Source organism: Desulfuribacillus alkaliarsenatis (assembly GCF_001730225.1).
Taxonomy (GTDB): domain Bacteria; phylum Bacillota; class Bacilli; order Desulfuribacillales; family Desulfuribacillaceae; genus Desulfuribacillus; species Desulfuribacillus alkaliarsenatis.
Genome location: NZ_MIJE01000003.1, coordinates 92,620 through 103,118 on the forward strand (window position 1 = coordinate 92,620; position 10,499 = coordinate 103,118).

Consider the following 10,499-nt stretch of genomic DNA (forward strand, 5'->3'; position numbering starts at 1 on the left):
TGTTGGTTTTTGAAAGGGGCCTAATTATGGCAAAGCAATCTGGAATTAAAATAGTAGCAAAAAATAAAAAAGCATATCACGATTATTTTATAGAGGAAAAGCTTGAAGCAGGAATCGTTCTTACAGGGACTGAAATCAAATCGATTCGGGCGGGCAAGGCCAACCTTAAGGAAAGCTTTGCAACAATTAAAAAAGGCGAGGTTTTCATCCATAATATGCACATTAGTCCCTATGAGCAGGGAAATCGTTTTAACCATGATCCTACAAGAATGCGCAAGCTACTATTAAATAAAATTGAGATCTCTAAGCTAATCGGGCAAACTAAAGAAAAGGGTTACTCATTAGTGCCATTATCAATCTACTTGAAAAATGGTCTAGCAAAAATGGAGCTCGGCTTAGCTAAGGGTAAAAAGCTGTACGATAAGCGTCATGATGCAGCGAAAAAGGATGCCCAGCGAGAAATTGAGCGCGCCTTCCGCGAACGTCAGAAAATGTAATTAAAGAGTTGCGAATATAGTTTGGAAATTATAATTAGTTTTTTGCCTTAAATATAAGATGGGAGCTGACTGTATGGCGAAAATATTGCAGGTTGTCGATATGTACAAGTGCATTGGTTGCTACTCCTGCATGCTTGCGTGTGCGAGAACAGTGAAAAATAGTTTAGCGCCATCAAGGGCGGCGATGCAAATACGAACAGCAGGAGGTTTTCAGAGCCGTTTTGTTGCTGAGATTTGCTTAGGTTGTATTGATGCTCCCTGTGCGAAAGCCTGTAATTGGGGTGCGTTAACAGTGCGTGCTGGCGGTGGAGTTCGCTTTAATCCAAAGAAATGTAGTGGATGTAAGGATTGTATTGACGCATGTATTGTCGATGTCCTTTATTTTGACGAGGAAAAGAAGCACCCTCTAGCATGCATTCAGTGTGGAACCTGCGTCAAATTCTGTCCCCATAATGTCATAGTGATGGAGGAGCGGAAGTATGACCCAACAGGAAACTAAGAATAATCGGGATAATCGAGAGCTTCGAGTAATTCGAGTATTAGAAATAGATTTAACGAATTCAAGGCTAGAGATTCATGAGCGTACTGACTTAGCTCACTACCTTGGGGGTACAGGATTAGCTGCTAAGTTATTTAGCGAGTTTCTAAAAAAAGATTTAGACCCTTTGGCTGAAGAACAACCAATAATATTTGCAAATGGTCCACTGGCAACGATATTTCCTGTAGCTACTAAGGTAATATCAGTGTTCCGTTCACCATTAACTGGGGAATATGGAGAAAGTCATGCTGGGATGCGCCTTGGGTTAGCTATGCGTGGCGCTCGTTATGATGCAATCGTTATTCATGGAAAAGCAAAGCGTCCAACGTACTTAACAGTAAATGCCGAGGCAGTTAATTTTAAAGATGCTTCTGCTATTTGGGGAATGGGCGTTGGTGAGGTAGGCACAATTTTAAGAAAATTGGTACCTGGCACAGGACACCGGAGTTCATTAAGGATTGGTCAAGCGGGTGAGCGCAAGGTGGCGTTCGCAAACGTAAATGTTGATACGTATCGGCATTTTGGCAGGCTCGGGCTAGGAGCAGTGTTCGGTGCTAAAAACCTCAAGGCGATGGTAGTAGTCGGTAATACAAATGAGCCACTGACAAATGCTAAGGAATATAAACAAGCTTATGAAGATATTTATAATCAAACGGTTAAGACGGACATCATGGACAAATACCATGGTCTAGGCACGGCAATTAACGTTATTCCACTTAATGAGCTTAATGCCCTTCCGACTAAAAATATGCAGGAAAGCAACTTCGAACACGCCGAAGCTATTAGTGGAGAGGCTTTTGCTGAGCAAACCTTACTACGTCAAATTGCTTGCTCGGGCTGCCCGATAGGCTGCATTCATATTGGTTTACATAGACAAATGTTTGGCGAGCTTTATGAATATGAGTCCAAAAGTATCTCCTACGACCATGAGTTAATATTCGCCCTCGGCTCTTACCTAGGCATGTCATCCCAGGATAAGGTATATAAGCTCATAGATAAGGTTGAGGATTTGGGGCTGGATGCAATTACAGCTGGGGTTGCCCTCGGGTGGGTAATTGAAGCCTTTGAAAAAGGGATAATCGACGAAACGCTATTAGGCACAGAGGTAGCTTTTGATGAAGTAGAAGGTTGCTTGCATGTGCTAGAAAATATCGTCAAGCAGCCAAATGAATTTTATAGATTGCTCGCAAAGGGAACTGATGCTGTAGCTGAGGTATACGGTGGTTTGGATTTTGCCATGACCATGGGTAAGACAGAGATGGCAGGTTATCATACGGGTCATGCCCATGTAATAGGTCAATCGATAGGAGCTAGGCACTCACATTTAGACAATGCTGGCTATTCTGTAGATCAGAAGCACCGCAAAGACCAGGGGAAACCTGAAACACACAAGAAAATGATACGAGAGTTAATTGATGAAGAATGCTGGAGAAACGTATTAACGTCAGTAGGGGTGTGTCTGTTTGCGAGAAACATATACACACCAGAACGGGTTATAAAAGCACTAGCAGCAACAGGTTGCAAAGTAAATGAACAACAGCTTAATGAACTTGGTAAAGATATTTATAAGTTAAAGCACCGATTACGTACGGACTTAGGGTTTAATATTGATGAACTTCGTTTTCCAAAACGATTTTTTGAGACAAAATCTTTAATTGGTCAGCTTTCAGAAGAGACTATTCAGTCGATGCTAGACGAGTATAAGCAGCAACTAAGCAATTTACTTAGCAACGTCCAATAAGAAAAGGTAGAATAAGTATCTAGCTATAAATCGGATACAGGCAATACTATTATCACTTTCTCGTGTTAGAGACAATATACTAGCAAGAGGGAGTGATTTTTATGTCTAATTGTGATGATATGCAATATTATGTGCTTTTAGCAATTGTAATTCTTATGGTCTATTATTTCCTTACAATTGATGGCGATGCTATCGCTAATGCAAGGGAAGTTATTTTTATTTAATATACTAGATGCAAATTAGTTAGTATATATCTGGTAGCTAGGAGGGAGCGCGGTGGACAACAAAGAGATACAGCTTATTATAGAGCAACTGACTCAGCAATTGTCTAATAACAACCAGAGCAATACATATACAGATAAAAATTCTAATAAAAAAAGTAATCAATGTAACAACGGTAATAAAAAGCGTAAGAATAAGCTGACCCCTGCTCAACTGTTAGTGATTATTGGTATATTAGCTGGAAGCCTGCAAGTTGATTCAATCGCAATAGACAAGGATCAGACGATTCAGATTCTACTTGCTGGCTCATTAAAGCGTAAAACACAATTAGATGAAATGCTCGATGAAATGGGCGAAATGCCTTTCGAGCAAGTATTTAAAGCAATGATGAATAGATTAGGTTAGCAATTAGTGATTAACAATAGATAGTTAAGTAAACTAGCATAAGCAACTAGCAGTATTGAAAAGCAGTGCTGAATATGGTATAATAATTTTTACAGTTATTTGAACTGTACTCGCCAAAACACTAGGGGGCGTTTTGGATTCGACGGGGATAGTTCGAGCATGGGCTGCGAGTAGGGGACCATGTCCTCTTCAACAACATGGAAGCCAAATTCAATTGGCAAACAAGATTACGCTTTAGCTGCTTAGTATAAAGTAGCTGCCTCACCACTCCATTGTCTGTGTGGCGTGAATGAGGCTCATAATCAGCAGACTAGTCACTGGGTATGCCGATGGCCCTTTGGCGAAACTTAATCGGATAGTCTAAAAGCCTCCTGTCGTTGGGATCTCTTTTAGGCGAACCAACAATACGACGACTACACTCGTAGACGCTTATGTGGCGATATCTTCGGACACGGGTTCGATTCCCGTCGCCTCCACCATTAAAACCCTCGACCAAGAACACAAGGGGACGGTTCCTCTGTGCGCTAATTAGGTTGGTGGAGTACATACTGATTATGTGAGTCCTTGCAGAGATGCAGGGGCTTTTTGTGTGGGGTGCATACGTTGTCTGTATAATTATTAAGTTTTAAATAGGTAGACTACGATACAAATGTTCAAGTAGCTAGACAGTGCAAATTGATTTTTGCATTGTTGTTATTTTGATTTTAAATGATTTAATTCCACATATTCGACAAAATCATACAAAAAATTACAAATATCGATAAAGGATTTTTAAATAATTTGCCGAAGAACAATAGTAATAAATTGACTTTGGAGGTAGTGAAATGGTAACAAAAAATTGTACGATATTAGTGCCAGAAGTAAACCCAAGTAGAGAGTTTTTAGAAATAGCTAGTGACTTTTCAAATCCACTAGATATTGTAAGGGAAGCAATAAGTAATTCGTTTGATGCAAAAGCTAAAGAAATAAGTATTCATTTTAGCGTAGAATTGGACAAAGGTCGAAGAAGACTTCAAATTATAATTCGTGATAATGGTGAAGGCATGGATTACAGTGAGTTAAAATCATTTTTTGATTTGGGCAATTCAACAAGAAGAGAAAAGAAACAACAAGATACTTCGATAATTGGCGAAAAAGGCCATGGAACTAAAATTTACTTCAATTCAGAAAAAGTATATGTCGTAACTGGGAAAAATGGGACAAAATATGAAGCTATAATGGAAAATCCTCTTGGTTGTCTATATGAGGAAGAAGTGCCTACAGTAAATGTAGAAACAACTGATGAGGTGTTTGAAGGGACGTTTATTCAAATCTTAGGTTATAATAATAATGAAAGAGATGTATTTAATCATGAGAGGTTAAAAGATTATATATATTGGTTTACAAAGTTTGGTTCGTTTGAGAATGAATTACATGATGGTAGTGAACATTTGGATGTGGTGTTGTCATTAAAAGGTGTCGATAAATCAGAACCCGAATCGCTTCAATTTGGACATGTTTTTCCTCAAGAGTCCGAAAATCTAGATGAACTTTTTGATAAGTATTTGGCAGATGCACCTGATTACTATGTGAAAAAATGGATATGTGACGGACGCCTGAATAGATTTCCAGATATAAAATATCAAGCAGTTTTTTACATAGTAGGAAATAAGGCTAAACGTAATGTGAATAACATGATTAGAAGAAGTGGATATTCAGCTCCAGCTGGAGCTTACACAGTACAAGAAAGGTATGGTATATGGCTATCAAAAGATTATATACCAGTTCAAAGAAAAAATGAATGGATTACCACCAAAGGTTCTGAGTACACTAAATTCCATGCATTCTTTAATTGTCAGGATTTAAAATTGACAGCAAATAGGGGATCTGTTGACAATACACCTGGAGATATACTGGAAGAAATTAAGATCACAGTTAAAGAAATTTATAAAAAAATAACTGACAGTGACGAATGGGGAAATCTTGAATATCTGGAAGAGCAATCATACGCGTATCAAAGTGAGCGAAAAGAAGAAAGAGACTATGAAAGAAGGAGGAGCTTTATACAATCAAACAAAGTTGCAGTTTTTAATAATGTGCTACTCAGAGAGCCACGACAAGAGCAAGGGGTATTCGCATTATACCATACTATTGACATACTTGACCCAAATATTTTTCCATTTGAGATAGTTGATTATGATACACATGCGGGAATTGATGTATTAGCTAGGTTGAAAAATACTGGAGTTGACCTTGAACGTTCAACATTAAGGTTTGTTGAATTTAAGAATACATTTAAAAATAATTTTAATCATTCATTTAAAAGATTATATGGTATTGTATGCTGGAAAACTAACTTAAAAAATGATGAAACTGTAACTGATGCATTTGGGAAGATAAGGAAATTTAAATGTGTACCAGGTACATCAGAAAAAGATTCGTTCACACAATATTTTTTAGAAAATGAAAGAGATCCTCACAGAATTGAAGTAATAGTCTTGGAAGAGTATCTTCAAGAAAGACTCGGTATTACATTTTCTAAATCAAAAACTATGTAATTTGATAGAATAAATGCAATTTAAGGTCAAAACTAGATTTAAAGGTTGCTTATACGATACAGATGGATTAATATTCTTATAAAGGAACAAATGCGGAGTTGGTTAATTATGTATACTAGCAATCATTTAATTTTAAATAGAGTTTTTACTAGGAGTACCTTACTTGAATTAATTGAGAAACAAGCCGAAGAGACATATGCTTCAGCGATAAAAAGATATATTAACGACCCAGATATTAAAAATAATGGGCAACTAATCAGTGAGATATATAAAGAACTGAGTAAGAATTATAGAAACGAGTATTTTTATAAGAATACACTATTAAACAAATTGCTTTTAGGGGTTCATAGTCCAAGGACAACAACTGCACTTACAGAAGTATCAGTATCTAAGTCCAAAGCTGACTTTATTCTAATCAATGGTAAAGCTATTGTATATGAAATTAAAACGGAGCTAGATAATTTTGAAAGACTCAAAAGTCAAGTTGATGACTATTATAAAGCCTTCAACTATGTGTCTGTCGTTACTAGTGAATCAAATTATAAAACTATCAAACAAATGTTATCAGGATCACAAGTTGGGATTTATTTACTAACTAAACGCAACACGTTAAGCAAAAAGAAGCAACCTATGATGGATAATTCTCAATTAGATCTAAACATAATATTTAAGATATTAAGAAAATCAGAATATGAAAATATAATATTAACATATTATGGTCACTTGCCGACTGTATCACAATTTAATTATTACAATACATGTACAGAAATGTTTTGTAAAATAGACACGATGGTAGCGTATGAGCTATTTATACAAGAGTTGAAAAAAAGAGGCAGTATAGACTTAGATATGTATAATGAGATACCCTATGAACTAAAGTTTTTAACGTATTTTATGAATATGAGAAAGACTGACTATAGAAAATTAAAAGTTTTTTTAAAAAGTAAGTTTGGGGGTTAAACCTATGTATTTTCCGTGTCTGAGAGGTAGGCAATTTGAATTAATAGCATTAAGAGAGTTGTTAGAGAAGTCTTTATTGAGTAAAAGCATTTTACCAATAGTCGAACCAGTAAAACTATCCTCCACATTAATAAAAACAATTCAAGCATTTGAGGATTATGATTCTAAATTAGCATTAGTAATTAATCCCACAGTCGGAAGCTTCAATTCTGATTGCAAAAATGAGAAGAATACCCATAATAGAGAAAAGCTTCTAGAGATGCAACGAAAAGAGTTTATTATAAATGCGTATCATATAAATCCTGCTGTTGAAAAGCTAATCAAAACATTACAAGAATGCGGGGAAAAAATTTCTAATATTATCTCAATTTGTGAAAACGAAGATTATATAACTATTTATGAAAAGCTATTCAACATGGAAAAGCCAGTATATAATTTAATCCCTGATGAAAGGATTTTCTTAAGACGAATACGAGAGAATATAGTTATGATGGATGATAGATTTAAGAAGAAAACCAGAAATGTTGATTACATAGAAACTGAAGATGAACCATTTTCTTCGGATCATCTGTATTATAGTGATGATGGGTATGTTGGTTTTTCTGATTATTCAATCATTGGAAATGAATACACGGAAACAGGATTTGCTCCTTATGCTGTGGCAATACATATTGTATATTTTGATAATGAAAACAGATTACGAGTTAGACACTTTGTCTCAGACACAAATGAAGATATTACAAATCCAGCAGGTAAATTCGCAGAAGCGCTTCAGAAGTTAGTTGATTGGAACAAAAGTGAAATGTTAAACACGTATGGGATTAATGAGTTTATGAGAATGTATGATAATGAAATATATCCAGGGTTAGGTACCGTTAAAAAACTGTCACTTATGCACCATCTTGAACTTATTGGTAGATATTTAGATGGGGAGATTTAGTAATGATATGTTGTGAAAAGTGTTTCTGCGATTCGGAATTGATAGGTAGAATTAAGAGTCTTAGACAATATGGGGACTGCTCAATATGTGGCAGTACAGAAATATTCATTTATAATTCAGATATAAACACTCAATTAATAGAGTGTTTTGATGAATTCCTAAATATTTATACCCCTATTCAATTACTCCCAGATAACTACCCAAAATCAGAGACGTTTTTATTAAAAGATGAACTTTTTGCAAAATGGGGCATTTTTAATAATTTAAATACAAGTCAAATTTACGAAATTATTACTAAGATTTGCAAAGAGAAGTACCAGTTCACTCCTGAATTATTTGACTATCCTGTAATGATAGAGGATTCATATAATCTGGAGTATTTGAAGGGTCACTCTATTTTAAGAGATAATAGTTGGGAAAATTTTGTTACTGCACTAAAAAGGCATAACAGATTTCACACTAACATTATAAACTTAGATATTTTAAAACGATATTGTTCCTATATTCGTAAGCCGTATAAGAAAGGCACTTTATTTTATCGTGGTAGAATATCAACATCTAAAGGGCTAATATGCAATCAGATGGGGGCACCGACTTATGAGAATGCGTCAGCGGGGCGTGCAAATGCACAAGGTATTAGATGCCTGTATTTAGCTAATGATATAAAAACTACTATTCATGAGGTTCGTGCGGGAGCTTACGAATATATTTCAGTAGGTACATTTGAGCTACAAGAAGATATTATTGTTGTGAATTTAAAATCTATTGATAAAATAAGTCCTTTTTTAGATGGGTTAGATTATAAAGAACACGCTATTAATAAAGAACACTTAAAAAAAATCAATAAAGAAATGGGACAAGCCATCCGAAAAAGCGATTCTGCTCTTGATTATGTTCCCACACAATATATTAGCGATTTTATAAAGAGCATTGAACATAATGGAAATTCGGAATACGCAGGGATAGAATATAATAGTACTATGAATCCCAGTGGTTATAATCTTGCAATATTTAATCCAGACTTATATAAATGTATTGACGTCAAGACATATTGGATAGAACGTTTAAACTATTTTGAAAAACCAATTTAATTAGGATTTATTCATTGTTATTTGATTAACAAATATGCTGCACTCAATATTTTAATGTGTGTTTTTTCTACTTATGAGAAAATGTGGTCGAGGGTTAAATTGCGACGGATCGCCTCCACCATTAAAACCCTCGACCAAGAACACAAGGGGACGGTTCCTCTGTGTGGTTATCAGGTTGGTGGAGTACATATTGAAAAGTGGGAGTCCTTTCAGAGATGTAGGGGCTTTTTTAGTGTTATGCTAAGATGTTATAACATTATTTCTGATTTATGGTATTAAACATTTGGCTCTAGGTATAAATAATGAATGATCCATATCTTTACAAAGAAAGCTCTGCTTTACGATTTGCTAAATAGTGACGAAAAGAAATTAGAATTAGCTGAAATCCCCTCTAAGAGTGGTGGGAGAAATGTTTATTCCTAGAACCTATTTACCTGCAGTACTATATATGATACTATACAAATGTGGGGAGTGATTACTAAATGTCTAGCTTAGATATAATTATCAATAAAATGAAGCGTCAACCAAACGGTGTACGTATGTCGGAAGCAGATAAAGTGTTGGTTGCTAACGGATATCGTTTAGATAGACAGAAGGGATCCCATAGGCAGTATGTAAATAAAAAGGGTGATGTAATTACTATAAAGGATGAAAATCCATTAAAAGCTGTATATGTTAAAGATATTTTGAGAAGAATTCTTTAAGGAGGAATCCAGAATGAATGTTCAAGATTATATGAAACTTCCATACAATTACATAATTAAGCCTATAGCTGATGAAAGTGGCTCATATTTTCATGCCTCGGTTTTGGAACTAGATGGGTGCCAAAGCACTGGAGAAAACTTTCAAGAGGCTTATGACGGCTTAATGGAGGCTATGGAAGGTTGGATTGAAACAAAGCTTAAAAATGGATTTACTGTTCCTGTTCCTCTTGATACTGATAAATATAGTGGTAAATATGTTGTTCGTTTACCTAAATCGCTCCATGCACGCCTTGCTATTGAAGCTGAAAAAGAAGGTGTATCATTAAATCAATATACTCTTTATAAATTGAGCCAAGGACATCCTTGATTATACCAATATAATGAATATATTAGTGCTTTATATGAGAGTCCTTGCAGAGATGCAGGGGCTTTTTATGTTGTGTCCTTAATAGCCTCATGGGTAAAAGGGCTATAATTTTAGTCCTTTTACTATTGGATAAAATAGGCTATGCTTAGATTTAAGTTAAAGCACAAAGAATGGAGTTGCTGCAATAGAAATGAAAAATAATAATATTGGATGGGGAGACCTATTATTTTTTGTTTGGAGTTATTTTGTTGAGTAATATTTTAGAAATGAACCACGTGTGTACTTGAAATGAGCCACCATGTTCATCAGATAGAGCCACTATGGTCATGGCGAGAGCCACCTCTTGTATAATGGATAAATGCACCATCAGGTGCAAATCAAATACAGGAGGTCAAACCAAATGACCAAATATCGAGAAATCCTTAGGCTTAATAGTCAAGGTATGAGCCAACGCAGTATTTCATCTAGCTGCCAGTGCTCACGAAACACCGTCAAGA

The 10,499-nt window shown here is 35.5% G+C and carries 12 protein-coding genes and 1 other RNA gene; all 13 read left to right on the forward strand.

Annotated features, from left to right (window positions below):
• The first annotated feature begins 26 nt into the window (after positions 1-26).
• Positions 27-497, forward strand: a complete 471-nt coding sequence (smpB, locus tag BHF68_RS04665) for an SsrA-binding protein SmpB (protein ID WP_069642498.1) — start codon at positions 27-29, stop codon at positions 495-497.
• Positions 498-570: 73 nt separating this feature from the next.
• Positions 571-996 (forward strand): 4Fe-4S binding protein, encoded by a 426-nt coding sequence (locus BHF68_RS04670; protein ID WP_069642499.1) that lies wholly within the window; start codon positions 571-573, stop codon positions 994-996.
• Positions 977-2,776, forward strand: coding sequence for an aldehyde ferredoxin oxidoreductase N-terminal domain-containing protein (locus BHF68_RS04675; protein ID WP_069642500.1), 1,800 nt, complete (start codon positions 977-979; stop codon positions 2,774-2,776). Before BHF68_RS04670 ends, BHF68_RS04675 begins: the two co-directional genes overlap by 20 nt.
• Positions 2,777-2,877: 101 nt before the next feature.
• Positions 2,878-3,000, forward strand: a complete 123-nt coding sequence (locus BHF68_RS15685; RefSeq protein WP_301553598.1) for a hypothetical protein — start codon at positions 2,878-2,880, stop codon at positions 2,998-3,000.
• A 52-nt stretch (positions 3,001-3,052) separates the two neighbouring features.
• Positions 3,053-3,403: a hypothetical protein gene (locus tag BHF68_RS04680; protein ID WP_084019209.1), complete on the forward strand. Its 351-nt coding sequence runs from the start codon at positions 3,053-3,055 to the stop codon at positions 3,401-3,403.
• A gap of 124 nt (positions 3,404-3,527) precedes the next feature.
• Positions 3,528-3,882, forward strand: a transfer-messenger RNA (tmRNA) gene (ssrA, locus tag BHF68_RS04685).
• 345 nt (positions 3,883-4,227) lie between these two features.
• Complete coding sequence (locus BHF68_RS04690) at positions 4,228-5,940, forward strand: ATP-binding protein (RefSeq protein WP_069642501.1); 1,713 nt, start codon at positions 4,228-4,230, stop codon at positions 5,938-5,940.
• 108 nt (positions 5,941-6,048) lie between these two features.
• Complete coding sequence (locus BHF68_RS04695; RefSeq protein ID WP_069642502.1) at positions 6,049-6,900, forward strand: sce7726 family protein; 852 nt, start codon at positions 6,049-6,051, stop codon at positions 6,898-6,900.
• A gap of 4 nt (positions 6,901-6,904) precedes the next feature.
• Positions 6,905-7,840, forward strand: coding sequence for a sce7725 family protein (locus BHF68_RS04700; protein ID WP_069642503.1), 936 nt, complete (start codon positions 6,905-6,907; stop codon positions 7,838-7,840).
• 2 nt (positions 7,841-7,842) lie between these two features.
• Positions 7,843-8,931, forward strand: coding sequence for an RES family NAD+ phosphorylase (locus BHF68_RS04705; RefSeq protein ID WP_069642504.1), 1,089 nt, complete (start codon positions 7,843-7,845; stop codon positions 8,929-8,931).
• 482 nt (positions 8,932-9,413) lie between these two features.
• A complete protein-coding gene (locus BHF68_RS04710; protein ID WP_069642505.1) occupies positions 9,414-9,635 on the forward strand; it encodes a type II toxin-antitoxin system HicA family toxin in 222 nt (73 codons plus the stop codon).
• 13 nt (positions 9,636-9,648) lie between these two features.
• Positions 9,649-10,002 (forward strand): type II toxin-antitoxin system HicB family antitoxin, encoded by a 354-nt coding sequence (locus BHF68_RS04715; RefSeq protein WP_069642506.1) that lies wholly within the window; start codon positions 9,649-9,651, stop codon positions 10,000-10,002.
• 400 nt (positions 10,003-10,402) lie between these two features.
• Positions 10,403-10,499, forward strand: a 97-nt coding sequence (locus tag BHF68_RS15790; RefSeq protein ID WP_141706230.1) for a LuxR C-terminal-related transcriptional regulator, incomplete at its 3' end; no start/stop codon positions are given.

Bases quoted from the DNA above. Each gene is read 5' to 3' on its own strand.
- smpB (WP_069642498.1), top strand. From the start codon at position 27: ATGGCAAAGCAATCTGGAATTAAAATAGTAGCAAAAAATAAAAAAGCA.
- BHF68_RS04670 (WP_069642499.1), top strand. From the start codon at position 571: ATGGCGAAAATATTGCAGGTTGTCGATATGTACAAGTGCATTGGTTGC.
- BHF68_RS04675 (WP_069642500.1), top strand. From the start codon at position 977: ATGACCCAACAGGAAACTAAGAATAATCGGGATAATCGAGAGCTTCGA.
- BHF68_RS15685 (WP_301553598.1), top strand. From the start codon at position 2,878: ATGTCTAATTGTGATGATATGCAATATTATGTGCTTTTAGCAATTGTA.
- BHF68_RS04690 (WP_069642501.1), top strand. From the start codon at position 4,228: ATGGTAACAAAAAATTGTACGATATTAGTGCCAGAAGTAAACCCAAGT.
- BHF68_RS04695 (WP_069642502.1), top strand. From the start codon at position 6,049: ATGTATACTAGCAATCATTTAATTTTAAATAGAGTTTTTACTAGGAGT.
- BHF68_RS04700 (WP_069642503.1), top strand. From the start codon at position 6,905: ATGTATTTTCCGTGTCTGAGAGGTAGGCAATTTGAATTAATAGCATTA.
- BHF68_RS04705 (WP_069642504.1), top strand. From the start codon at position 7,843: ATGATATGTTGTGAAAAGTGTTTCTGCGATTCGGAATTGATAGGTAGA.
- BHF68_RS04710 (WP_069642505.1), top strand. From the start codon at position 9,414: ATGTCTAGCTTAGATATAATTATCAATAAAATGAAGCGTCAACCAAAC.
- BHF68_RS04715 (WP_069642506.1), top strand. From the start codon at position 9,649: ATGAATGTTCAAGATTATATGAAACTTCCATACAATTACATAATTAAG.